22 protein-coding genes are annotated in these 23,248 nt (G+C 60.3%); 16 read left to right on the top strand and 6 right to left on the bottom strand.

Going from position 1 to position 23,248, the window contains the following annotated elements:
* Positions 1–200 precede the first annotated feature (200 nt).
* Entirely contained in the window at positions 201–1,070 is an 870-nt protein-coding gene (locus tag BW979_RS13295) for an isocitrate lyase/PEP mutase family protein (protein ID WP_047228462.1), read from the top strand.
* Between the two features lie 74 nt (positions 1,071–1,144).
* Here the strand turns inward: BW979_RS13295 and BW979_RS13290 are convergent, their stop codons facing one another.
* Positions 1,145–2,374 carry an acyl-CoA dehydrogenase gene (locus BW979_RS13290; protein WP_047228463.1) on the bottom strand — a complete coding sequence of 410 codons (1,230 nt, stop codon included), beginning with the start codon at positions 2,372–2,374 and terminating at the stop codon, positions 1,145–1,147.
* Between the two features lie 178 nt (positions 2,375–2,552).
* Between BW979_RS13290 and BW979_RS13285 the strand changes: the two genes are divergently transcribed.
* The 3 genes from BW979_RS13285 (at position 2,553) to BW979_RS13275 (ending at position 5,023) form a co-directional block, all read left to right on the top strand.
* Positions 2,553–3,482: a LysR family transcriptional regulator gene (locus BW979_RS13285; RefSeq protein WP_047228464.1), complete on the top strand. Its 930-nt coding sequence runs from the start codon at positions 2,553–2,555 to the stop codon at positions 3,480–3,482.
* 192 nt (positions 3,483–3,674) lie between these two features.
* Positions 3,675–4,076: a MerR family transcriptional regulator gene (locus tag BW979_RS13280; RefSeq protein ID WP_047228465.1), complete on the top strand. Its 402-nt coding sequence runs from the start codon at positions 3,675–3,677 to the stop codon at positions 4,074–4,076.
* A gap of 47 nt (positions 4,077–4,123) precedes the next feature.
* Positions 4,124–5,023 (top strand): hydroxymethylglutaryl-CoA lyase, encoded by a 900-nt coding sequence (locus BW979_RS13275; protein WP_047228466.1) that lies wholly within the window; start codon positions 4,124–4,126, stop codon positions 5,021–5,023.
* Positions 5,024–5,651: 628 nt separating this feature from the next.
* On the opposite strand, the gene BW979_RS13270 is transcribed toward BW979_RS13275, so the two are convergent.
* Positions 5,652–7,349, bottom strand: coding sequence for an AMP-binding protein (locus BW979_RS13270; protein WP_076383982.1), 1,698 nt, complete (start codon positions 7,347–7,349; stop codon positions 5,652–5,654).
* A 185-nt stretch (positions 7,350–7,534) separates the two neighbouring features.
* Between BW979_RS13270 and BW979_RS13265 the strand changes: the two genes are divergently transcribed.
* The 4 genes from BW979_RS13265 to BW979_RS13250 are packed head-to-tail and all read left to right on the top strand — an operon-like array spanning position 7,535 to position 13,096.
* Entirely contained in the window at positions 7,535–8,698 is a 1,164-nt protein-coding gene (locus BW979_RS13265; RefSeq protein WP_047228468.1) for an isovaleryl-CoA dehydrogenase, read from the top strand.
* A gap of 12 nt (positions 8,699–8,710) precedes the next feature.
* Positions 8,711–10,318 (top strand): carboxyl transferase domain-containing protein, encoded by a 1,608-nt coding sequence (locus tag BW979_RS13260; RefSeq protein WP_076383981.1) that lies wholly within the window; start codon positions 8,711–8,713, stop codon positions 10,316–10,318.
* Positions 10,319–10,331: 13 nt separating this feature from the next.
* Positions 10,332–11,147, top strand: coding sequence for a gamma-carboxygeranoyl-CoA hydratase (locus BW979_RS13255; protein WP_047228470.1), 816 nt, complete (start codon positions 10,332–10,334; stop codon positions 11,145–11,147).
* Positions 11,147–13,096, top strand: coding sequence for an acetyl/propionyl/methylcrotonyl-CoA carboxylase subunit alpha (locus BW979_RS13250; RefSeq protein ID WP_076383980.1), 1,950 nt, complete (start codon positions 11,147–11,149; stop codon positions 13,094–13,096). Before BW979_RS13255 ends, BW979_RS13250 begins: the two co-directional genes overlap by 1 nt.
* Positions 13,097–13,126: 30 nt before the next feature.
* Here BW979_RS13250 and BW979_RS13245 read toward each other — a convergent pair whose 3' ends face one another.
* A complete protein-coding gene (locus BW979_RS13245; RefSeq protein ID WP_047228472.1) occupies positions 13,127–13,774 on the bottom strand; it encodes a LexA family protein in 648 nt (215 codons plus the stop codon).
* Positions 13,775–13,903: 129 nt separating this feature from the next.
* Between BW979_RS13245 and BW979_RS13240 the strand changes: the two genes are divergently transcribed.
* Together BW979_RS13240 and BW979_RS13235 are read left to right on the top strand one after the other, a co-directional pair.
* The gene (locus BW979_RS13240; protein ID WP_047228473.1) at positions 13,904–14,245 is read left to right on the top strand and encodes a DUF6124 family protein; all 342 of its coding nucleotides are present in this window, start codon (positions 13,904–13,906) and stop codon (positions 14,243–14,245) included.
* A gap of 491 nt (positions 14,246–14,736) precedes the next feature.
* Positions 14,737–15,888, top strand: a complete 1,152-nt coding sequence (locus BW979_RS13235) for a M14 family metallopeptidase (RefSeq protein WP_047228474.1) — start codon at positions 14,737–14,739, stop codon at positions 15,886–15,888.
* Positions 15,889–15,986: 98 nt separating this feature from the next.
* On the opposite strand, the gene BW979_RS13230 is transcribed toward BW979_RS13235, so the two are convergent.
* Both BW979_RS13230 and BW979_RS13225 read right to left on the bottom strand, forming a co-directional pair.
* On the bottom strand, positions 15,987–16,523 hold the full coding sequence (locus BW979_RS13230; protein WP_047228475.1) for a cytochrome b: 537 nt from the start codon (positions 16,521–16,523) through the stop codon (positions 15,987–15,989).
* Complete coding sequence (locus tag BW979_RS13225) at positions 16,520–17,602, bottom strand: catalase family peroxidase (RefSeq protein WP_047228476.1); 1,083 nt, start codon at positions 17,600–17,602, stop codon at positions 16,520–16,522. The genes BW979_RS13230 and BW979_RS13225 overlap by 4 nt, the downstream gene beginning before the upstream one ends.
* A gap of 164 nt (positions 17,603–17,766) precedes the next feature.
* Here BW979_RS13225 and BW979_RS13220 point away from each other — a divergent pair, with 164 nt between their 5' ends.
* Positions 17,767–18,273, top strand: a complete 507-nt coding sequence (locus BW979_RS13220) for a sigma-70 family RNA polymerase sigma factor (RefSeq protein ID WP_047228477.1) — start codon at positions 17,767–17,769, stop codon at positions 18,271–18,273.
* On the top strand, positions 18,270–19,022 hold the full coding sequence (locus tag BW979_RS13215; protein WP_076383979.1) for an anti-sigma factor family protein: 753 nt from the start codon (positions 18,270–18,272) through the stop codon (positions 19,020–19,022). Before BW979_RS13220 ends, BW979_RS13215 begins: the two co-directional genes overlap by 4 nt.
* A gap of 44 nt (positions 19,023–19,066) precedes the next feature.
* Here BW979_RS13215 and BW979_RS13210 read toward each other — a convergent pair whose 3' ends face one another.
* Entirely contained in the window at positions 19,067–19,903 is an 837-nt protein-coding gene (locus BW979_RS13210) for an IclR family transcriptional regulator (protein ID WP_076383978.1), read from the bottom strand.
* Positions 19,904–20,149: 246 nt separating this feature from the next.
* Between BW979_RS13210 and BW979_RS13205 the strand changes: the two genes are divergently transcribed.
* Genes BW979_RS13205 through BW979_RS13190 form a run of 4 tightly spaced genes read left to right on the top strand, consistent with a single transcriptional unit; the run spans position 20,150 to position 23,140 of the window.
* Positions 20,150–21,175: an ABC transporter ATP-binding protein gene (locus BW979_RS13205; RefSeq protein WP_076383977.1), complete on the top strand. Its 1,026-nt coding sequence runs from the start codon at positions 20,150–20,152 to the stop codon at positions 21,173–21,175.
* Complete coding sequence (locus BW979_RS13200; protein WP_047228481.1) at positions 21,172–22,041, top strand: ABC transporter permease; 870 nt, start codon at positions 21,172–21,174, stop codon at positions 22,039–22,041. The genes BW979_RS13205 and BW979_RS13200 overlap by 4 nt, the downstream gene beginning before the upstream one ends.
* Positions 22,042–22,047: 6 nt before the next feature.
* Entirely contained in the window at positions 22,048–22,842 is a 795-nt protein-coding gene (locus tag BW979_RS13195; protein WP_047228482.1) for an ABC transporter permease, read from the top strand.
* Between the two features lie 7 nt (positions 22,843–22,849).
* Positions 22,850–23,140, top strand: coding sequence for a (2Fe-2S)-binding protein (locus tag BW979_RS13190; protein WP_047228483.1), 291 nt, complete (start codon positions 22,850–22,852; stop codon positions 23,138–23,140).
* Positions 23,141–23,248 lie beyond the last annotated feature (108 nt).

Raw genomic sequence — 23,248 nt, 5'->3', positions numbered from 1 at the left:
ACGCATTAACCTCCGCCCCCTTTGCCTGCACCTTGGTCAGCTCGATCATCGCTGACAGCCTGTCGGGATCCTCTGCAATCCGGCACACACATAGCCCATGCACATTCGTCATCATCTTTAAGCCTTGCGCGTGATAGCCTTTGGATCTTTCGGCGTTGACACTTTTGCTCAAGCCTTTCCATTCCAATGGTGGAACTCATATGCCCAGGCTTTCCCATCAAGACTTGCGTCGCAACTTTCGCCAACTGCTGGCGAGCGAAACCTGCTACCACACCGCCTCGGTGTTTGATCCGATGTCAGCGCGCATCGCCGCCGACCTGGGTTTTGAAGTAGGGATACTGGGAGGTTCAGTCGCGTCGCTGCAAGTGTTGGGGGCGCCGGACTTTGCCCTGATCACACTCAGCGAATTCGCCGAGCAGGCCACGCGCATTGGCCGCGTAGCCCAACTGCCGGTAATTGCCGACGCCGATCACGGCTATGGCAACGCCCTGAACGTGATGCGCACCATCATCGAACTCGAACGCGCCGGTGTGGCGGCCCTGACCATCGAAGACACGCTGCTGCCGGCCCAGTTCGGGCGCAAATCCACCGACCTGATCGGCGTCGCCGAAGGTGTCGGCAAGATTCGCGCAGCGCTGGAAGCCCGGGTCGACCCGGAAATGGCGATCATCGCCCGCACCAACGCCGGGATCCTACCGGTCCAGGAAATCATCAGTCGGACCCAGCAATACGAACGTGCCGGCGCCGACGGGATTTGCATGGTGGGTGTGCAGGACTTCGACCACCTGGCGCAGATCAGCGAAAACCTGAGCGTGCCGTTGATGCTCGTCACCTATGGCAATCCGTTGCTGCGTGACGACAAACGCCTGGCGGAACTCGGCGTGCGCGTCACCATCGATGGTCACGGTGCCTACTTCGCCGCGATCAAGGCCACCTATGACAGCCTGCGCGAACAGCGGCAGATCTTCACCCAGGCGTCAGACCTGAGCGCCACCGAGCTGACCCACACTTACACCCAGCCCGAGGATTACATCCGTTGGGCCGAGGAATATATGAGCGTCAAGGAGTAAGCGAGCTCACCCCCACAAGATGAGCCTGTGGAAGCAAGCTTTGCTCCCACAAAGGCTCGTAGTGGGCTAACTTCCTAGCGCCCGCTGCGCAACATCTCCTTGGGCACGTACTTGCCGATCTCGAACTTGCCGATGGCGGCGCGGTGCACTTCATCCGGGCCGTCGGCCAGGCGCAAGGTGCGTTGCATGGCGTACATGTAGGCCAGCGGGAAATCGTTGGAAACCCCTGCCCCGCCGTGGATCTGGATGGCCCGGTCGATAACCTTCAAGGCCACGTTCGGCGCAACGACCTTGATCTGGGCGATCTCACTCTTGGCGACCTTATTACCGACGGTGTCCATCATGTACGCCGCTTTCAGGGTCAGCAGGCGCGCCATGTCGATTTCCATCCGTGAATCGGCGATCTTGTCGACGTTGCCGCCCAGGCGCGCCAACGGCTGGCCGAAGGCGGTGCGGCTGACGGCACGTTTGCACATCAACTCCAATGCACGCTCGGCCATGCCAATGGAACGCATGCAGTGGTGGATCCGACCCGGGCCGAGGCGACCCTGGGCAATTTCAAAACCGCGCCCTTCGCCCAGCAAGACGTTTTCGTACGGCACCCGCACATTGTCGAACAGCACTTCGGCGTGGCCGTGGGGCGCATCGTCGTAGCCGAATACCGGCAGCGGACGTACGATTTTTACCCCAGGCGTGTCCACCGGCACCAGAATCATCGAGTGCTGGGCATGACGCGGCGCGTCGGGGTTGCTCAGGCCCATGAAGATCAGAATCTTGCAGCGCGGATCACAGGCCCCGGAGGTCCACCACTTCTTGCCGTTGATCACCCACTCGTCGCCATCGCGCTCGGCGCGGGCGGCCATGTTGGTGGCGTCCGAAGAAGCAACGTCCGGCTCGGTCATGGCGAAGGCCGAGCGGATCTCGCCGCGCAGCAGCGGTTCCAGCCAGCGTTGTTTCTGTTCTTCATTGGCGTAACGCACCAGCACTTCCATGTTGCCCGTGTCCGGCGCCGAGCAGTTGAACGGCTCCGGCCCCAGCAACGAACGGCCCATGATCTCTGCCAACGGCGCGTATTCGAGGTTGGTCAGGCCAGCGCCCAGCTCAGACTCGGGCAGGAACAGATTCCACAGCCCTTCGGCTTTGGCCTTGGCCTTGAGCTCTTCCATGATGGCGGTGGGCTGCCAGCGGTCGCCTTCGGCCACTTGTCGTTCGAACACTGCTTCAGCCGGGTATACGTAGGCGTCCATGAACGCGGTGACACGTTCACGCAGTTCCTGAACCTTGGGGGAATACGCAAAATCCATGAGAAGCACCTTCTTGGCAGAGGTTGTTTTTAGGTCATGAAATCGATGCTAGTTCAGCTACGAAAATTTACCTAACCTATTCTCGGCGTGTATTAACATTCATCACCGATATATGGTTCACTGATTTGCATCGCCACCCGGCACCTCACAACAAGCCCAAGAACAAGAGTGCAGCGCCATGAATCTGAGCAAGGTCGACCTCAACCTTTTTATCGTTTTTGACGCGATCTACACCGAAGCCAACCTGACCCGCGCCGGACAGATCGTCGGCATCACTCAGCCGGCGGTGTCCAATGCCCTGGCGCGTTTGCGTGAGACCTTCAATGACCCGCTGTTCGTGCGCACGGCCCAGGGCATGGTGCCCACGCCCATGGCCCAGAACATCATTGGCCCGGTGCGCAATGCCTTATCGTTGCTGCGGGTGTCGGTGCAGGAAAGCCGGATTTTCAATCCGCTGCAGGCGGTCAAGACCTACCGCATCAGCATGACCGACCTCACCGAAGGCGTGATCCTGCCGCTGTTGTTCCAGCGCCTGCGACGCCTGGCGCCGACCGTGGCCATCGAGAGCTTCCTGTCCAAGCGCCGTGAAACCACCAAGGAACTGGCCGCCGGTCGCCTCGACTTCGCCGTCGACGCGCCACTCAATACCGACCCGCAAGTGCGCCACGTCAAGCTGATGGAAGACCGGTACGTGTGCGCCATGCGCAAGGGGCACCCACTGGCGGGCAAGGAAAAAATCAGCCTCGATGATTACCTGGCCCAGACTCATGTGCATATTTCCAGCCGCCGTAACGGTCTGGGTTATGTCGACCTGGCCCTGGGCAAGATGGGCATCCAGCGCAAGATCGCCCTACGCTCCCAGCATTACTTGATGGCGTCCCAGGTGTTGCAACAGACCGACATGGTCATGACCGTCCCCGAGCGCTTTGCCCGTCGTCACGATCTGCATGCCTTCGTGTTGCCGGTCAACGATGTGCCCCCCGTGGAAACCCATCTCTACTGGCATGAAAGCACCGACCAGGACCCAGCCAATCGCTGGATGCGCGAACAGATGATCGAGCTGTGCCAGCAGGTGACGGCGCATGAGAAGAAGCTCGACAAGGTTTAGGCGATCAAAATTGTGGGAGCGAGCCTGCTCGCGATGGCGCCGGGTCAGTCAACATTAATGCTGACAGGTATACCGCTATCGCGAGCAGGCTCGCTCCCACAAGGGGTGTGTCTGCATTGGGATCTGATTGCTTGACGTGAACGTCAACCTGCCATTAGCTTAGCGCCAGCCCCTTTCGTTTCGAGCGCTTCCATGAGCAGCCAGACCTACAGCATCTCCGACCTCGCCCGCGAACTGGATATCACCACCCGGGCCATCCGCTTCTATGAAGAGCAAGGCCTGCTGAGCCCGGAACGACGTGGCCAGGAACGCATTTATTCGCCTCGGGACAAGGTCAGCCTGAAGCTGATCCTGCGGGGCAAGCGCATCGGTTTTTCCCTGGCCGAGTGCCGTGAACTGATCGAACTCTACGACCCCACCAGCGGCAATCAGAAACAACTGCACAGCATGCTGGCGAAGATCACCGAACGTCGGGAACAGCTCGAACAGCAACTGCTGGACATCGAACAGATGAAGCTGGAACTCGACACCGCCGAAGAACGCTGCATCCAGGCCCTGGAGCAGACGATCAAAGGTCAGGAAACCGTGCAGTAATCATCGTCATCCTCTTGATACTGGCAGCCCACTACAGGTCAATCCCCATGTCCCTTCCCTCCTTTGTACGCCTGATTGAAGTTGGCCCTCGCGACGGCCTGCAGAATGAAGCACAACCCATCAGTGTCGCCGACAAGGTGCACCTGGTGGATGCCCTGAGCGCCGCCGGCCTGGGTTATATCGAAGTCGGCAGTTTTGTCTCGCCCAAGTGGGTGCCGCAAATGGCCGGCTCCGCCGAGGTGTTCGCGCAGATACAGCGCAAACCCGGCGTCACCTATGGCGCCCTGGCGCCGAACCTGCGGGGTTTTGAAGACGCGCTGGCAGCCGGCGTGAAAGAGGTCGCCGTGTTCGCCGCCGCGTCCGAAGCATTCTCCCAGCGCAACATCAACTGTTCCATCAAGGAAAGCCTTGAGCGCTTTGCGCCGATCATGGAAGCCGCCCGGCAGAACGGTGTCAGCGTGCGCGGTTACGTCTCCTGCGTGCTGGGCTGCCCGTACGAAGGCGCAGTCAAGCCCGAACAAGTGGCGTGGGTCGCCCGCGAACTGTACGCAATGGGCTGCTACGAGGTGTCCTTGGGGGACACCATCGGCACCGGCACCGCTGGCGCCACACGCAAGATGTTCGAGGTGGTTTCGGCTGAAGTGCCCAGGGACAAGCTCGCCGGGCACTTCCACGATACCTACGGCCAAGCCATGGCCAACGTCTACGCCAGTCTGCTGGAAGGCATCGCCGTGTTCGACAGTTCTGTCGCAGGCCTGGGCGGTTGCCCGTATGCCAAGGGCGCCAGCGGTAACGTTGCCACCGAAGACGTGTTGTACCTGCTCAATGGCCTGGGCATTGAAACCGGCGTCGACCTGGACGCACTTATAGGTGCCGGCCGGCAGATCTGTGACGTACTGGGTCGCCCTACCGGTTCGCGGGTAGCCAAGGCGCGCGCCGCACAGTGAGGTGTTACCGCTCCCGGTGTAATAGCTACGAAACGAGTAACACGGAAACAATTTGTCAGGTCTGGACGGGCGGATATTTCCGACAAAAAACCCAAGTCATTGATTTATAAAGCATTCATAAAAGTTGGCACGCACTCTGCTATACCTTTGGCATAACAAAAATAAAAAATGCGATACACCCAATAAAAACAAGACGAAACGACTCTGACATAACAAAAACAACACGACAGAGGCGCAGCTAACAGATTTTTTTGGAGAAGATGGGCTTTTCAGGGTGCTTTCAGGAGCAACCCGCAACCGGGCAGAGAACAATAAAACTACCTTCAGGTAGCCCCCGAATCGGTTGGATCGCGAAGCGAAAAAGCAGGTCAGCGCTCAAAAAAATACGTTTGCTCTTGATCCCGGATGGGGATCACCAAAACAGCGGTAAAGGGTCACGGCTACTAAAAACAACAACAGGCCGCCCCTCAATAATAAAAAAAGAGCACGTAACGACAAAATTAAAGGGGAGCTTCGGCTCCCCTTTGTGCTATCTGGGATTTGGGTTTTCCGGGGCGATGTGTCAGCCATATCACCTTGGTTGACACACCGCATTCGTGAGCAAGCCCGCTCCCACAGGGGATTTTTCTCAGCTTTCCTTTTCGCGCAGTTCTTCAATGCTGATTTCGCGCATGCGGAACTTCTGGATCTTGCCGGTCACGGTCATCGGGAACTCCTCGACGAACTTGAAATGACGTGGCGTCTTGAAGTGGGCAATGCGCTCTTTGCACCAAGCCTGCAAGGCTTGCTCGGTGGCGCTGTGGCCGGGATGGAACTTGATCCAGGCGACGATTTCTTCACCGTAGCGCGAGCACGGAATGCCGATCACTTGCACATCAGCCACTGCGGGGTGGGTGAAGAAAAATTCTTCCAGCTCACGCGGGTAAATGTTCTCGCCGCCTCGGATGATCATGTCCTTGTTGCGTCCGACGATGCAGACATAACCCTGTTCGTTCATGGTCGCCAGGTCGCCAGTGTGCATCCAGCCGTCCTGATCGATGGCGTCAGCAGTGCCGCTAGGGTTGTCCCAGTAGCCGAGCATCACGCTGTAGCCACGGGTACACAACTCGCCGATGGTGCCACGGGCAACGATATTGCCGGCCTCGTCGACGATCTTGCTCTCCAACTGCGGCTGGGTACGGCCAACGGTGGTCACGCGCAATTCCAGTTCGTCTGAAGGACCGGTCTGCAACGACACAGGACTGGTTTCCGTCATGCCGTAGGCAATCTGCACTTCGGCCATGTGCATCTCGTTGATGACCCGGCGCATCACCTCAATAGGGCAAGTGGCCCCGGCCATGATCCCGGTGCGCAGGCTGGACAAATCAAAATCGCCTCGTTGCGGCTGGTCCAGCATGGCGATGAACATGGTGGGCACGCCATACAGCGCCGTGGCTTTTTCTTCGGCCACGGTACGCAGGGTCAGCAACGGATCGAAGGCGTCGTTGGGGTAGATCATGGTGCTGCCGTGGGTCATGCAGCCCAGATTGCCCATGACCATGCCGAAACAATGGTAGAGCGGTACCGGGATCACCAGCCGGTCGCTCGCCGTCAGACCCAGGCTTTCGCCGACCATGTAACCATTGTTGAGGATGTTGTGATGGCTGAGGGTCGCGCCCTTGGGGAACCCGGTGGTGCCGGAGGTGTACTGGATATTCACCGGGTCATCATGATGCAGGCTGGCCTGGCGCTCGACCAGTTGCTCAGGCAAAACCGCAGCGCCAAGGGCTGCCAGTTGTGACCAGGGTAAAAAGCCTGACGGTGGTTGGGCGTCCAGACTGATCACGCCTCGTAGCAGCGGCAGACGCTCGCTGTGCAACTGGCCTATCGATTGCTCCGCCAGTTCAGGCGCGAGCGCTTGCACCATGGCGTGATAATCCGAAGTTTTGAACGCTGCGGCGCAGACCAGCCATTGGCAACCTGACTGCTTGAGCACGTATTCGAGTTCGGAACTGCGATACGCCGGGTTGATGTTGACCAGAATGACACCGATCTTCGCACTGGCGAACTGGCTGATGCACCACTGAGCACAGTTGGGGGCCCACACGCCAAGACGGTCGCCGGCTTTCAAGCCCAGCGCCAACAGGGCTCGGGCATGCAAGTCGACGGCTTCGGCCAGTTGGCGCCAGGTATAACGCAGCGATTGATGGCGAACCACCAACGCCTCGCCATCGGGATACCGGGCCACAGTCTGATCAAAGGCCTCGCCGATGGTGTGCGCCAGCAGAGTCTTGTCCTGGGAGCCGCGGGTGTAGCTGAGCTGCGATTGCGAACCGGGTTGATCCATGATGACCCCTCTTGTCTTTATTAGTGGGTGTATCGGTGAACCTGCTGACTCAAGCGCACTTACTTTGGCGTAAGTTGACGTTAACGTAAAGGGTGATTGACAGCCATTCGTCACAGGCTTACGTTAACGTAAAGGTGAGAGCCAATCCCCTCTCCACACCCGACAAAAAATCCAAAAGGTGTCCCATGAGCTACCCATCCCTGAACTTTGCCCTCGGCGAAACCATCGACATGCTCCGTGATCAGGTGCAGGCCTTCGTCAAAGCTGAGCTAGCGCCACGGGCCGCCCAGATAGACATCGACAACCTGTTCCCTGCCGACATGTGGCGCAAATTCGGCGACATGGGCCTGCTGGGCATCACCGTCCCGGAAGAATATGGCGGCGCTGGCCTGGGTTATCTGGCCCACGTGGTGACAATGGAAGAAATCAGCCGCGGCTCGGCCTCGGTCGCCCTCTCCTACGGCGCCCACTCCAACCTCTGCGTCAACCAGATCAACCGCAACGGCAATCACGAACAGAAAACCAAGTACCTGCCCAAGCTGATCAGCGGCGAACACATCGGCGCACTGGCCATGAGCGAACCCAACGCCGGCTCTGACGTGGTGTCGATGAAGTTGCGGGCCGACAAGCGCGGCGACCACTACGTGCTCAACGGTAGCAAGACCTGGATCACCAACGGTCCCGACGCCAACACCTACGTGATCTACGCCAAGACTGACCTGGAAAAAGGCCCCCACGGTATTACTGCTTTCATCGTCGAGCGCGACTGGAAAGGCTTCAGTCGCAGCAACAAATTCGACAAGCTCGGCATGCGCGGCTCCAACACCTGCGAGTTGTTTTTCGATGACGTCGAAGTCCCGGAAGAAAACATCCTCGGGGTGCTCAACGGCGGCGTGAAAGTGTTGATGAGCGGCCTCGATTACGAGCGCGTCGTGCTGTCGGGCGGCCCTACCGGGATCATGCAGGCCTGCATGGACCTGATCGTGCCGTACATCCACGACCGCAAGCAGTTCGGCCAGAGCATCGGCGAATTCCAGTTGATCCAGGGCAAAGTCGCGGACATGTACACCCAGCTCAACGCCAGCCGAGCCTATCTCTATGCCGTGGCCCAAGCCTGCGAGCGCGGCGAAACCACCCGCAAGGACGCCGCCGGGGTCATCCTCTACAGCGCCGAACGCGCCACGCAGATGGCCCTCGACGCGATCCAGATTCTGGGGGGTAACGGCTACATCAATGAATTCCCCGCCGGTCGCCTGCTGCGTGACGCCAAGCTGTACGAAATCGGTGCTGGTACCAGTGAGATTCGTCGGATGTTGATCGGTCGTGAACTGTTCAACGAAACCCGCTAAACGGAGCTGTCCATGGCCACGCTGCATACCCAGCTCAATCCGCGCTCAGCGGAATTTATTGCCAACCGCGAGGCGATGCTCAAACAGGTCGACGCTTTGCACACCCTGCTCGCTCAGGTTCAACAAGGTGGCGGCCCCAAGGCGCAGGAGCGCCACACCTCGCGGGGCAAACTGCTGCCCCGTGAGCGCATCAATCGCTTGCTCGATCCGGGTTCGCCGTTTCTCGAGATCAGCCAATTGGCAGCTTACGAGGTGTATGGCGAAGACGTGCCGGCCGCTGGCGTGATTGCCGGGATCGGCCGGGTGGAAGGCGTCGAGTGCATGATTGTCGCCAACGATGCCACCGTAAAAGGTGGTTCGTATTACCCGCTGACCGTGAAAAAGCACCTGCGCGCCCAGACCATCGCTCAACAGAACCGTTTGCCGTGCATATACCTGGTGGACTCCGGCGGCGCCAACCTGCCGCGCCAGGACGAAGTGTTTCCCGACCGTGAGCACTTCGGGCGGATCTTCTTCAATCAGGCGAACATGAGCGCCATGGGCATTCCACAAATTGCCGTGGTCATGGGCTCCTGCACCGCCGGTGGCGCCTATGTGCCGGCGATGGCCGACGAAGCGATCATGGTTCGCCAGCAAGCCACGATCTTCCTGGCCGGCCCACCGCTGGTGAAAGCGGCCACCGGAGAGGTGGTCAGTGCTGAAGACCTGGGCGGTGCCGATGTGCACTGCAAGATCTCCGGCGTCGCCGATCACTACGCCGACAGCGATGAACACGCCCTGGCCATTGCCCGCCGCAGCATTGCCAACCTCAACTGGCACAAGCTCGGCGAAGTGCAGCAACGTGCCCCCATCGCCCCGCTGTATTCGAGCGACGAGCTGTACGGCGTGGTTTCGGCGGACGCCAAGCAGCCGTTTGACGTGCGTGAAGTGATTGCGCGGCTGGTGGACGGTTCGGTGTTCGATGAGTTCAAGGCGCTGTTCGGGACGACGCTGGTCTGCGGTTTTGCTCACTTGCACGGCTACCCGATCGCGATTCTCGCCAACAATGGCATCCTCTTCGCCGAAGCCGCGCAAAAAGGCGCGCACTTTATCGAGCTGGCCTGTCAACGCGGTATCCCGCTGCTGTTCCTGCAAAACATCACGGGGTTCATGGTCGGGCAGAAATACGAAGCCGGCGGCATCGCCAAGCACGGCGCGAAGCTGGTGACGGCGGTGGCCTGCGCCAAGGTGCCGAAATTCACGGTCATCATCGGCGGTAGCTTTGGTGCCGGCAACTATGGCATGTGCGGCCGCGCCTACGACCCACGGTTCCTGTGGATGTGGCCGAATGCGCGGATTGGCGTGATGGGTGCCGAACAGGCCGCCGGCGTACTGGTGCAGGTCAAGCGCGAACAGGCCGAACGTAGCGGCCATCCGTTCAGCGCCGCCCAGGAAGCTGAGATCAAACAACCGATTCTCGATCAGTACGAAGAGCAGGGCCACCCCTACTATTCCAGCGCGAGGCTGTGGGACGACGGGGTCATCGACCCCGCCCAGACCCGCGATGTACTGGGCCTGGCCTTGTCCGCGTCGTTGAACGCGCCCATCGAACCGAGCCGCTTCGGCGTGTTCCGGATGTAAACGGGGAATGCACATGGATAACTTCAATACCCTCGAACTGCTCAGCGACCCCCGCGGCTTTGCGACCTTGTGGCTCAGCCGTGAGCAGAAAAACAACGCGTTCAACGCCGAAATGATCCGCGAGCTGATCCTTGCCCTGGACCATGTCAGCAGTGATCCGAACCTGCGTTTTCTGCTGATCCGTGGTCGCGGTAAACACTTCAGCGCCGGTGCCGACCTGGCCTGGATGCAGCAGTCGGCCGAACTCGATTACCACACCAACCTGGACGACGCCCGGGAACTGGCGGAGCTGATGTACAACCTCGCCAAGTTGAAAATTCCTACCGTGGCGGTGGTCCAGGGCGCAGCGTTTGGCGGCGCGCTGGGGTTGATCAGCGCCTGCGACATGGCCATTGGCGCTGATCAAGCGCAGTTCTGTCTGTCGGAAGTACGCATTGGCCTGGCGCCGGCGGTGATCAGCCCGTTCGTGGTGCAAGCCATCGGAGAGCGGGCCGCGCGGCGTTACGCCCTGACCGCGGAACGCTTCGACGGACAACGGGCAAAAGAAATCGGTCTGCTGTCGGAAAGTTACCCGGCCGAAACACTGGACCAACAGGTCGAACAATGGGTCGACAACCTGTTGCTCAACAGTCCGGCGGCCATGCGCGCCAGCAAGGAACTGTTGCGTGAAGTCGGCAACGGCGCCCTCACACCTGCATTGCGGCGCTACACCGAAAACGCCATCGCCCGCATCCGCGTCAGTGCGCAAGGCCAGGAAGGTTTACGAGCGTTCCTGCAAAAGCGCTCGCCCAGCTGGCAGGCCGAATCGAACAACAAGGAGCCGCGTTGATGAGCGCCCCCATCCTCACCACGTTGCTGGTGGCCAACCGTGGTGAAATCGCGTGTCGCGTGATGCGCACCGCCAAGGCCATGGGGCTGACCACAGTGGCCGTCCACAGCGCCACCGACCGCGATGCCCGTCACAGCCGTGAAGCCGATATCCGCGTTGACCTGGGCGGTAGCAAGGCCGCTGACAGCTATTTGCAAATCGACAAACTGATCGACGCGGCCAAGACCAGCGGCGCCCAGGCCATCCATCCCGGGTATGGTTTTCTTTCGGAAAATGCCGGATTCGCCCGGGCCATCGAAAACGCCGGCTTGATCTTCCTCGGCCCGCCCGCCTCGGCCATTGATGCCATGGGTAGCAAGTCCGCCGCCAAAGCCCTCATGGAAACCGCCGGAGTGCCTCTGGTGCCCGGTTATCACGGCGAAGCCCAGGACCTGGAGACCTTCCGCGACGCCTGCGAACGCATTGGCTATCCGGTACTGCTCAAGGCCACTGCCGGTGGCGGCGGCAAAGGCATGAAAGTGGTCGAGGACGTCAGCCAACTGGCCGAAGCCCTGGCTTCGGCCCAGCGTGAAGCGCAATCGTCGTTTGGCGATTCGCGGATGCTGGTGGAAAAATACCTGCTCAAGCCACGGCACGTGGAAATCCAGATCTTTGCCGATCAGCACGGCAACTGTCTGTACCTCAATGAGCGTGATTGCTCGATCCAGCGTCGGCATCAGAAAGTGGTGGAAGAAGCCCCTGCCCCCGGCCTCACCCCACAACTGCGGCGTGCCATGGGTGAAGCCGCCGTGCGCTCGGCTCAAGCCATCGGTTATGTCGGTGCCGGTACCGTGGAGTTTTTGCTGGATGCACGCGGTGAGTTCTTCTTCATGGAGATGAACACGCGCCTGCAAGTCGAACACCCGGTCACCGAAGCCATTACCGGCCTCGATCTGGTGGCATGGCAGATTCGCGTGGCACGTGGCGAGCGGCTTCCCATGACACAGGAGCAAGTGCCCCTGTTGGGCCACGCTATCGAAGTGCGCCTGTACGCCGAAGACCCGGCCAACGACTTCCTGCCGGCTACCGGGCGCCTGGCGTTGTATCGCGAGTCGAGTGCGGCACCGGGTCGTCGGGTCGACAGCGGCGTGGAGGAAGGCGATGAGATTTCACCGTTCTACGACCCAATGCTCGGCAAGCTGATTGCCTGGGGCGAGGATCGTGAACAGGCGCGGTTGCGGCTTTTGAGCATGCTCGATGAGTTTGCCATCGGCGGGCTGAAAACCAACATCGGATTTCTACGACGCATCGTGGCCCACCCCGCCTTTGCGGCGGCGGAGCTGGACACTGGATTTATCCCACGTTACCAGACGCAACTATTGCCAGAGCCCGGCGAATTGGATGACGACTTCTGGCTCGCGGCGGCCCATGGCTTCGCCTTGAGTCTGACGCCGCATGCACGGTCCGATGACGCCAACTCACCTTGGGCCAACACCGCCGGACTGCGTCTGGGGCTGCCAAGACAGACCACTGTGCACCTTAGCTGTGAGGGCCAGGATCGAGCATTGACCCTGGACGTCACGGCTGGTCGTACAGAATTCCGGGGTGAGCAACTGGTGACCGAGCACAATGGCCTGCGGCGCAGGCATCGCGCCATTCGCCAGGGCGACAGCCTGTATCTGCAATGGGAAGGTGACCTGCACCGAGTCGACGTGTACGACCCGCTGGCCGCCGCCGAAGCCAGCCACAGCCACCAAGGCGGCCTGACCGCCCCCATGAACGGCAGTATCGTTCGGGTGCTGGTGAGCGCCGGTCAGACGGTGGAAGCCGGGGCGCAACTGGTGGTATTGGAGGCGATGAAAATGGAGCACAGCATTCGCGCGCCCCAAGCCGGTGTGATCAAGGCACTGTATTGCCAGGAAGGTGAAATGGTCAGCGAGGGCTGCGCGTTGGTGGAGTTCGAAGAGTAAGTATCGGCCCGCTCCCACGGGCCGATCCAGTCAGAACCTGATGGTGGCCTGCACGACCACACCGATGATGCGGCATTGCTCGGTGTACAGGGTTTTCGGGTAGGTGGGATTGAGCGGGACCAGGTAAGGCTGCCCGCTCTCTTCAATCAACTTGCGAAAGGTGGCGTCACTGCTGTCAGGCAATTGGGCAACCACCAGTTTGCCTGGCACCGCGTCAATGGCCGGGTCCACCAGGATCGACATACCCTCGGGAATGCTCAACCCGCTGGGTGACGTCATCGCATCTCCCACCACCACGAGCCAGAATGCGTCCCCCTGAGCGTGATAGTCCGTCAGCTCATAGCGCGCCTGGCTGTAGGACGCCAGATCGCCTTCGCGAATCCCGCCTACCTCGCTCCAATCACTTACCGGGTAGCGGAAGTACGGATTGTACTTCTGCGCCAGGGCCATGCCTTCCTCGGTGGAGGTGTCCGGCTCGCGGATCACCATCGCCACTTCCAGAAACTCCAGCCCCAGCTCCCGCAGGACCCGGTTCATGTCGTCGACACTGGGTTGCCGGCGCTTGGTCAGCCAATGGCCGACGCCGCCCTGGGACATCCCCAAACGTTCTGCGAGCACCACTTGCGTGATGCGCAGCTCCTTCATCTTGGCCTTGACCAACTCTATCCATTTATCCATGAGCGGCACGATACTTGGCTGGCTCCGACCATCAAAACACAAAATGTAGTATTTAAATTATCGTCACAATTACGATAGGTACTATTCTGGATTCAGGATTTCAGCCCCTACACGGAGAATCTAGACACCATGGACAGACTCAACAACGATGAGCCCACCCGCCCTTTCGACAGTACACTCACCTCGCTGAAGGACTGCCCGGCGGCCCAACGCGCTCTGGACTACTACTTGAAACCGGGTATGTCAGAAGCGCCTGCAGAACATCGCTTCTTCGACGTAAACCGCAACATCAGCGCAGAAGAGGCCTTGGTCCATGCTTGCGACCTGCTGCGCTGTGCGGCCGCCACCGCCCAGGAATCCGCCAGTCGACTACAAGGGTCGAGCCGCGACCTGGCTTTTTCAGTGGTGCATATGATTGATCTGGTCAAGGTGATGCTTGACCGGTCACTAGATGGCTACCCTACTCGCTAGGCGTAACACTTGGGAATGGCACCGCGAATGCGGGACCAGGAAAATATTTTCCAATAGGCAGGATAAAAACATTTGACTTGCAAATGATAATGATTATTATTGCATCAGCTGGTCGCGAGATCAGTCGATAGGCCAGAAGACCTTAGGTCGGACTTCTGGAATATCTCCTCATCAGGCTAATCACGGTTTTTGACCCGGCTTTTTGCCGGGTCTTTTTTTGCCGATTTTTCGGCTTATGGCTTCAGGCTAATGAAGTCTTTTGGGTGTCGCTCATTCGATGGCGGCGATGATAGCAAATGAATATCCCTTTTCAAGCACTCCACGCCATACCGACGAAAACTATCGACAGGCAGCACTTGAGAATCAATCGCGGACTCACTAAGCTCCAATAGCGTCCAGGGAGGACGCCCCCTCTTTTCTGTCACGCAAATCGTCCCGACATCCTCCTCCTTGCGTGTAAAGTAACGGTCATAAAATCCATCACAGGAATCGTGACCGTGGCTAAATCTTCCTTTGATATCAGCGCCAATTTCGACAGCGGTAACATCGAGATCGTCGACATCAGCAATCCTTTGCAATCACTGCTGAAGATCAGACCCGACACCCGTAGCGCCCACTTCCAGTGGTTCCACTTCAAGGCCAGTGGCTTGCATGTCGGCCAGGAATATTCCTTTCGTTTGCTCAATGCCAGTCAATCGTCCTACAACAAGGCATGGACGGGTTACCAGGCCGTTGCCTCTTATGATCACGTCAACTGGTTCCGTATTCCCACACAGTTCGAAGGCGACGCCCTGCGCTTTCACCTGGAAGCCGAACAGTCCCATGCCTGGTTTGCCTATTTCGAACCCTACAGCCGTGGTCGTCACGACTGGTTGATCGAGCAGGCACTGCACAAGGCCGGGACCGAACTGCTGGCCGTCGGCAAAAGCGTGGAAGGCCGCGACATTCAACTACTGCGCAAGGGCAGCGGTGCCGAAGGTCGACGCAAAGTCTGGATCATCGCCCAGCAGCATCCCGGCGAGCACATGGCCGAGTGGTTCATGGAGGGCGTGATCGAACGCCTGCAGCATCAGGACGACACGCGCTTGAACCGACTGCTTGCCAAGGCCGATCTGTATCTGGTGCCCAACATGAATCCTGACGGTGCCTTCCACGGCCATCTGCGTACCAATGCCATGGGTCAGGATCTCAACCGCGCGTGGCAGAACGCCAGTCCGGAAATCAGTCCTGAGGTATTTTTCGTACAGCAGCAAATGGAAAAGTACGGCGTAGATTTGTTCCTGGACGTTCACGGTGACGAGGAAATCCCTCACGTCTTCACTGCCGGTTGCGAAGGCAACCCCGGCTACACGCCACGCATTGCCGAACTCGAAGAGCGCTTTCGCAGCGATCTCAAGCACCAGACCAAAGACTTTCAGACCGCTCACGGCTACACCCGCGACGCACCGGGCCTGGCCAACATGACCCTGGCTTGTAACGCGGTCGGCCAGAAATACGACTGCCTGTCCCTGACCCTGGAGATGCCGTTCAAGGATCATGACGACCACCCGGATCCTCGCACCGGCTGGTCCGGCAAGCGTTCGATGCAATTGGGCAAGGATGTATTGAGCACCATAGCGGACATGGTCGACGAGCTGCGCTAACGCTCCATCATCCAACGCCCTCCCCGTGGTGGGCACTCGGTGGCGAGGGATTCATTCCCTCGCCACAAGTTATCGTTTGTCGACAGGTGGCGGGGACTTCAATCCCGTCCTCGCAACATACTGTCCAACACCTCATCCCGACGCACCCAACCATGAAACAGTGCCGCCGCCAGATGCACCAGCACGGTCAGGAACAATAGATAAGCCAGGTAGCCGTGGGCCTTGCGCAACAGTGCGAAAGTCTGGGCATCCGCCGGTACGATGGAAGGCAATTGCAGGGAGCTGCTGAGCATCACCGGGTCTCCCGCCGCTGAAATCATGCCCCAGCCCAACAGGGGCAGAATCAACATCAAGGCATACAACAGAGCATGGGACGCCTTGGCCGCCAACGCCTGCCAGCCTGGCAGATCGGCCGGCAATGGTGGTTGGCGTGTCGTAAAACGCACCACCAGGCGTACGATCACCAGCAGCAAAATCGCGATGCCCAAGGGTTTGTGCAACTGAAGCAGCCATTCATGGCGCTCGGACACCGAGGCCACCATGCCCGCGCCGATAAAGAGCATGGCAATGACCATCAATGCCATCAACCAGTGCAGCAGTCGAGCCAGCGGTGCGAAGTGTCGAGGGGCGCTCATGGGCGGGACTCCTGGTTGGCGGGCAATTGACTGACTTCGCTGGTGCGCCGCAAGTACGAACTGGCATACGCGGCAGAGCGCGCCGCCAAAAGCGGGTCATCTGAACCTTCGATGCCGCTCGGCAGAATCAGCGGGTCATAGTTGATGTCGCGGCATTCGCCGTCGTCCTGTGACTGGGTGCGCTCCAGCACCAGCGTACCGGCGTTGAGCACCGTTCGATCTTCGGGCCAGGCTTTGCTGGCATCGTTTACCGGATCGCCCGGATTGGCCAACGTGATATTCAGCTGCCAGCGCAACGGCCCCGCAGCCAGGCGCTTGACCAGATCCTGTTCCAGAAAGTCAGCGCCCTGGGGTGGCGTCACGTCCGTGCCATCCGAAGCCACTGGCACCACGCCCCACCGCACCGCCTGGCGTTGTCCCGCAGGATTGACCAGATAGAACGCATTGATGCCGTTGTAGGTTTCGGTGGCATAGCTGGCCGATGGCCTGGCCGTCTTGATCCATTGCAGGAACGGTTTGGCTTCCGGGTGCGCGGCAAAGAAGGCGGGTACGGCCGCAGGGTTGGGTTTGCCCGTGGCCGGATCCGGCGATTGTGCCTGTTGCAACTGATAGAACGCTTCGGGCGTGCCCACCGGAAACACCGGCATGCTGTTCATGCCGGTACGCCACTGCTGCCCGTTGGCTTGGGTGAAGCGCAGCGCCAGGCTGCGGATCGGCACGCTGTTGTCCGGCGCGTAGGGGTTGCCGCTGGGCAAGGCAAACCGCCCGACGACCGGCGTGCGCGCCTCCAGGAAGACTTGGGCACTGGAATAGGGGCGAGCCTCACCGCTGCTTTGGAAATAGCCCGCAACGCAAACCCCTTTGGAGTGATTGCGACGAAAGCCCGGGTGCACACCGTTGTTCTTTTCCAGCACGTTGACCAGCGCATTCGGTGTCAGGCGTTGTGGGTCAAGGGTTCCGTTGACGTAGGCAAATGTCCCGGCCAACGCGGCAACAATCACAGCAATGCCGGTCAGGCGCAGCGCCAGGCTGGCGGCACTCAACGGCGGCCGGCTCGGTTCAAAGGAAGGGTCAACCATGACGAAGCTCCAAGGCCCAAGGCCGTTTGTACTAAAGGACCCGTCAGACGAAAGCCAGAGGGTTTTATTCCCACACTTCGTATTTATTTTTCCCAGGCTGGAATAATCTCGTTCGCGAGTCGTCTTTCCACTCCCGGCGCAGTGACTGCCAAAGAAGCACAGCCATGAACGAACTCGACGAACAGTTGCGCACGCTCATCCCCCGACTACGGCGTTTTGCCGTGTCGTTGACGCGCAACCCCAGCAATGCTGACGACCTGGTGCAAGCGTGCCTGGAGCGGGCATTGTCAAAATGGAATGACAAACGGGCCGATGGTGACCTTCGGGCCTGGCTGTTTTCGATTCTTTATCGACAGTTTCTCGATAGCCATCGTCGTTCCCGACGCTATGCACGCATGCTGGAATTTTTCACCGGTCGCGATGATGCTCACCCTTCAGCCGAGCGCAGCGTGATCGCCCAATCGTCCCTCGAGGCTTTCGATCGACTGACGACCGAACAACGTGCGCTGTTGCTGTGGGTGTCGGTGGAAGGCTTGAGCTACCAACAAGTGGCCGACATCCTCGACGTGCCGACCGGCACCGTGATGTCGCGCCTATCCCGCGCCCGCCAGGCCCTGCGCCAACTCAGCGACGGCGAAATCACCCGCCCTGCCCTGCGGATACTCAAATGATCAGCATGCCCCCCAGCGACAACGACCTGCACGCTTTCGTCGATCGTCAACTGAGCGAAGCCGACCAGCGTCTGATGGAAAACTACCTGGCCAATCACCCGGAAGTCGCCGCCCGGGTCCAGGCCTGGCAACAGGACGCACAACACTTGCGCGCGGCCCTGAACGCAGGCCTGCAACACGCGCCTAATCCGGACCTCGACCCGACAGCGATCCGCCAACGCCTGAAACATCGGTTCCATCGCCATCTGGCCAGCGCGGCAGTGTTGGTGTTGGCCGTCAGTGTCGGCGGTTTGAGCGGCTGGAAGGCCCGGGAGATGACGCTCGTCAGCGCTATGCTGCCCATGAGCGACGCCTTGCAGGCGTATCGATTGTTTGCCCAGCAAGGCATCCTGCCGGCCGATTACCAAGGCGGCGATGAGAGCACCATGCAAGGCTGGCTCGACCGTTACTTCACCCGGGCCGACCGCCTGCCAGATCTGTCGGCGGCAGGTTTCAGGCCGGTCAGCGGACGATTGCTGAGCACCGAGCAAGGGGCGGCGGCGATGGTGGTTTATCAGGACCCGAGCGGCCAGAAGATCAGCTTCTACGTGCGTCCGCCAGGCCCGAAAAATTTCCTGCTACCGCGCGGCAGCCGTCGTGACGGCGAGTTGCAAGCCGAGTATTGGTCCGGACCGGGATACAACTATGCGATGGTCATACCCAGTGATACGCCAGCGGCGCAAAAGCTCAAGCAAACCCTGAATTTCTGAGCGCTGCAGCCCGCTCCCACAGAGGTCGGGGATGCCCGTGAAATTCAACCCTGCCCAAACACCTGCGAAGGTCTGCGCAGCAGCGGGTCGAACGGGTTGACTCGCGGTCCGATCAGGGCGGCCTCGCGCTTGAGCATTTCCACCACCGTCGGCAGCCGGTCGGGCCCCAGTCGATCACTCACGGTCGCCACGCTCAACGCCGCCACGGCGCGGCCCTCCCGGTCCAGGATTGGCACAGCCACCCCGGCCATGCCTTGCAACACCCCGGTGTTGCGTCCGGCGTAGCCCAGCGCGCGCACGCTCTCCACTTCCGTGCGCAGGAAGACTTCATCGTACAAATGAAAATCCTTGAGCCGTGGCAGGTTGTACTGGATCACCGTGTCGCGCTCTTCTTCCGGCAGGAATGCCAGGATCGCCAGGCTGCCCTGCCCCACGCCCAACGCCACGCGACCGCCTATGTCGCCGGTGAATGTGCGGATCGGGAAAGGACCTTCACTGCGGTCCAGACAGATCGCATCGAAACCACTGCGCGCCAGCAGAAACAACGAATCCCCCAGGGACGCCGACAGCCGCAGCATGGCAGGGCGCGTCAACTCACGCAGGTTGCCGGTGTTCCCGGCACGCGCGGCCAAGGCAAAAAAGTCCAGGCTCAGGCGATAGCGCTTGCTGCGCGCATCCTGCTCGACCATGCCCTCGTCCATCAGGCTGCGCAGCATGCGATGTGTGGTGGGTTGAGACAGACCGATGCGCTGAGCCAGTTGCGTGACCCGCTCCCCGCCCTCGACGGTGTCACCCAGGCTGCGCAACACGGCAAACAGTCGAGAGACCGCGCCGACCCCGACTTCGTTTTTTTCGCTATTCCGATCAGTGGAATCAGGCATGAAGTTTCTCGCTGGTTAAATTTACTCACCGAATGAAAATGAAAATAGTCATCGTCTCAGTGAAATAGTCCATTGAGCCCATCCTATTCTTCGTCCTACTCTGCGTCCATACAGGGGCGATTCGAACAACAGCGGCAGCCGACTTGACGTCGAGCGCCAACGCACCCCGCAGCATCCCTTCGTATCTGCCCATACAAAAAAGCGCGCCTTGTGGCGACGCATAACAATCTCAGGTGGAGCGCAATCATGGCTTTTGTGCAACTTGAAGGACTTGGCAAACGTTACGGCGCCATCGATGCCGTGGTGGACACCCATCTCTCGGTGGAAAAAGGCGAATTCGTCTCGCTGCTGGGCCCCTCCGGCTGCGGCAAAACCACCACTTTGCAAATGATCGCCGGCTTCGTCGAAGTCAGCAGTGGGCGCATCCTGCTGGACGGTCGCGATATCACCCATGCCAAGCCCGCCAGTCGGGGCCTGGGCGTCGTGTTCCAAAGCTATGCGCTGTTCCCCCACATGACCGTCAAGGACAACGTCGCTTTCGGCCTGCGCATGCGCAAAGTGCCCGGCGCCGAGCTGCAACAACGGGTGGATCGGGTGCTGAAGCTGGTGCGTCTGGACCAGCACGCCGAGCGCTACCCGCGGGAACTCTCGGGCGGCCAGCGCCAGCGCGTGGCACTGGCCCGGGCGCTGGTGATCGAACCACCAGTGCTGCTGCTCGACGAACCGCTGTCCAATCTCGACGCCAACCTGCGCGAGGAGATGCAGTACGAAATCCGCCGCATTCAGCGGGAAGTCGGCATCACCACATTGATGGTGACCCACGACCAATCCGAAGCACTGTCCATCAGTGACCGAGTCGTGGTGATGCAGGCCGGGCGAATCACTCAGATCGACGCGCCGTACACCCTCTACGAACACCCGCGCACCGAATTCATTTCCGGCTTCGTCGGCAAAGCCAACCTGCTGCCCGGCGAGCGCGACGACCAGGGCAATGTTCAAGCTTGCAGCCAGGGCCACGGCCCACTGGTCTTGAGCCTGCGTCCAGAGAAAATCGATCTGTGCCAAGCCGGCTCGGGTCGGTTGCAAGGCGTCATCGTCAGCCGCTTCTTTCTCGGCAGCCAATGGCTGTACGGCGTCTCGACCAACCTGGGCGAGCTCAGCGTGGTGCGCCGCAACGACGGCTGCGCGCCGATGACCGAAGGCACGGCGGTAGGTCTTGACTGGGATCCGGCGCTGCTGCGGGTGCTGAGCGTGGACGAGGTGCCGGCATGAAGCTGATCGATGCAATGCGCCGGGGAAGGCAAGGCTATCTGATGTCCGCGCCCGCCCTGGCCTGGTACCTGGGTCTGCTGGTCATTCCCTTGGGGCTGACGTTGGTGCTGTCGTTCAATGTCTTCGACTACGGCACGGGCATCGACGGGGACGCCTACACCCTCGACCACTACGCCAGCCTGCTGAGCGACCCGTACTATTACGAGATTTTCTTGCGCACATTCTGGATCAGCGCACTCACCACTATTTTGTGCGTGCTGATCGGCGTGCCCGAGGCTTATATCCTCAGCCGCATGGGCGCGCCGTGGCGCTCGATCTTCCTCATTCTGATTCTCACGCCGCTGCTGATTTCGGTGGTGGTGCGGGCCTTCGGCTGGAGCCTGCTGCTGGGTGCCGACGGGCTGGTCAACCAGACGCTGCAAGCCTTCGGCGGCTCACCGATGAAGCTGCTCTATACGCCGTTTGCCGTGGTCATCGCCCTGGTGCATGTGATGCTGCCATTCATGATCATCCCGGTCTGGACCTCGCTGCAAAAGCTCGATCCGGCCGCCGAACAGGCCGCGCTGTCCTTGGGCGCGAGCCAGTTGACGGTGATGCGCAAGGTCGTGCTGCCGCAGATCATGCCCGGCGTCTTGTCCGGCACCCTCATCGTGTTCGGCCTCGCCGCCAGTTCCTTCGCCATTCCCGGCCTGCTCGGTGGGCGCCGCCTGAAAATGGTCGCCACGCTGATCTACGACCAGTACCTGTCGGAGCTGAACTGGCCGATGGGCGCGGCCATTGCCGTCGCGCTGCTGCTGCTCAACCTGCTGATCATGCTGTCGTGGAACCGCATGATCGAAGGCCGCTACAAGAAGTCATTGGGGTAACTCGTCATGTCCAGGAACGGTCCTTTCGCCCTGTTGTTTCATGCCCTGGTGGTGGTGTTCATGATGGCGCCGCTGGTGGTGGTCTGTCTTGTTGCCTTCACCCCGGAAAATACCCTGAGCCTGCCGACCACGGCGTTTTCCCTGCGCTGGTTCCGTGCGGTGTTCGAACGCGCCGACTTTATCGATGCGTTCTACAACAGCCTGATCCTGGCATTCAGTGCGGCGTCGTTGGCGACGTTGATCGCAGTGCCGGCGGCGCTGGCGATCACACGGCTCGAATTTCCTGGCCGGGATTTTTTCAATGGCCTGTTCCTGTCGCCGATCATCATTCCACACCTGGTACTGGGTGTGGCGTTGCTGCGGCTGTTTGCGCTGATGGGCGTGAACGGCAGCTTCACCTGGCTGATCTTCGCCCATGTGCTGGTGATTACACCGTATGTACTGCGTCTGGTGCTGGCCTCGGCCATCGGCCTGGACCGCAGCGCCGAGCAGGCCGCGCAATCGCTAGGGGCCGGGCGCTTCACGCTGTTTCGGCAAATCACCTTGCCGATGATCCTGCCCGGGGTAGCCGGAGGCTGGTTGCTGGCGTTCATCAACAGCTTCGACGAGGTCACCTTGTCGATCTTCGTCACTTCACCGGCCACGCAAACCCTGCCGGTGCGCATGTATGTCTACGCCACCGAATCCATCGACCCGATGATGGCGGCGGTGTCGGCGCTGGTCATCGCGCTCACGGCGCTGACCATGATTCTGCTCGACCGGGTCTATGGCCTGGATCGAGTTCTGGTGGGCAAACAATGAGGGCGCCATGGCTCTGTTGAAACGACTGGCCGAAGGCGACCGCCCGGCATTGGACTTTATCCTCGACGGCAAACCGGCCATCGGTCTGCTGGGCGATACCCTGCTTACCGCTGTGCTGACCTGCAGTGAACACTTGCGCGGCAGCGACTTCAGCGCCGAGCCCCGGGCCGGTTTTTGCCTGATGGGCGCCTGCCAGGATTGCTGGGTCCGGCTGGGCGATGGCCGCCGCGTGCGCGCCTGCTCGACGCTACTTGAAGCCGGCCAGCAGATCACCCGCGAACCGGGGCGCCAGCCATGAACAATGCCGTCTGGAATGGCCCCATCGCGAACAGACTCGCTGCCACAGGGGACTTGCAGCAAGCATCACCACCGTCCCCCTGTGGGAGCGAACCTGCTCGCGATGGCG

The organism is Pseudomonas sp. A214 (assembly GCF_900156295.1).
Lineage (GTDB): Bacteria > Pseudomonadota > Gammaproteobacteria > Pseudomonadales > Pseudomonadaceae > Aquipseudomonas > Aquipseudomonas rhizophila.
Note: the sequence above shows the minus strand (reverse complement) of the source record. Positions and strands in the feature narration are given on the sequence as shown.

Coding starts and splice junctions, on each gene's coding strand:
- BW979_RS13210 (WP_076383978.1), bottom strand. CDS start 19,903: ATGCCTGATTCCACTGATCGGAATAGCGAAAAAAACGAAGTCGGGGTC.
- BW979_RS13285 (WP_047228464.1), top strand. CDS start 2,553: ATGAATCTGAGCAAGGTCGACCTCAACCTTTTTATCGTTTTTGACGCG.
- BW979_RS13225 (WP_047228476.1), bottom strand. CDS start 17,602: ATGGTTGACCCTTCCTTTGAACCGAGCCGGCCGCCGTTGAGTGCCGCC.
- BW979_RS13255 (WP_047228470.1), top strand. CDS start 10,332: ATGGATAACTTCAATACCCTCGAACTGCTCAGCGACCCCCGCGGCTTT.
- BW979_RS13250 (WP_076383980.1), top strand. CDS start 11,147: ATGAGCGCCCCCATCCTCACCACGTTGCTGGTGGCCAACCGTGGTGAA.
- BW979_RS13190 (WP_047228483.1), top strand. CDS start 22,850: ATGGCTCTGTTGAAACGACTGGCCGAAGGCGACCGCCCGGCATTGGAC.
- BW979_RS13295 (WP_047228462.1), top strand. CDS start 201: ATGCCCAGGCTTTCCCATCAAGACTTGCGTCGCAACTTTCGCCAACTG.
- BW979_RS13290 (WP_047228463.1), bottom strand. CDS start 2,374: ATGGATTTTGCGTATTCCCCCAAGGTTCAGGAACTGCGTGAACGTGTC.
- BW979_RS13240 (WP_047228473.1), top strand. CDS start 13,904: ATGGACAGACTCAACAACGATGAGCCCACCCGCCCTTTCGACAGTACA.
- BW979_RS13270 (WP_076383982.1), bottom strand. CDS start 7,349: ATGGATCAACCCGGTTCGCAATCGCAGCTCAGCTACACCCGCGGCTCC.
- BW979_RS13200 (WP_047228481.1), top strand. CDS start 21,172: ATGAAGCTGATCGATGCAATGCGCCGGGGAAGGCAAGGCTATCTGATG.
- BW979_RS13195 (WP_047228482.1), top strand. CDS start 22,048: ATGTCCAGGAACGGTCCTTTCGCCCTGTTGTTTCATGCCCTGGTGGTG.
- BW979_RS13245 (WP_047228472.1), bottom strand. CDS start 13,774: ATGGATAAATGGATAGAGTTGGTCAAGGCCAAGATGAAGGAGCTGCGC.
- BW979_RS13215 (WP_076383979.1), top strand. CDS start 18,270: ATGATCAGCATGCCCCCCAGCGACAACGACCTGCACGCTTTCGTCGAT.
- BW979_RS13260 (WP_076383981.1), top strand. CDS start 8,711: ATGGCCACGCTGCATACCCAGCTCAATCCGCGCTCAGCGGAATTTATT.
- BW979_RS13280 (WP_047228465.1), top strand. CDS start 3,675: ATGAGCAGCCAGACCTACAGCATCTCCGACCTCGCCCGCGAACTGGAT.
- BW979_RS13220 (WP_047228477.1), top strand. CDS start 17,767: ATGAACGAACTCGACGAACAGTTGCGCACGCTCATCCCCCGACTACGG.
- BW979_RS13265 (WP_047228468.1), top strand. CDS start 7,535: ATGAGCTACCCATCCCTGAACTTTGCCCTCGGCGAAACCATCGACATG.
- BW979_RS13275 (WP_047228466.1), top strand. CDS start 4,124: ATGTCCCTTCCCTCCTTTGTACGCCTGATTGAAGTTGGCCCTCGCGAC.
- BW979_RS13205 (WP_076383977.1), top strand. CDS start 20,150: ATGGCTTTTGTGCAACTTGAAGGACTTGGCAAACGTTACGGCGCCATC.
- BW979_RS13230 (WP_047228475.1), bottom strand. CDS start 16,523: ATGAGCGCCCCTCGACACTTCGCACCGCTGGCTCGACTGCTGCACTGG.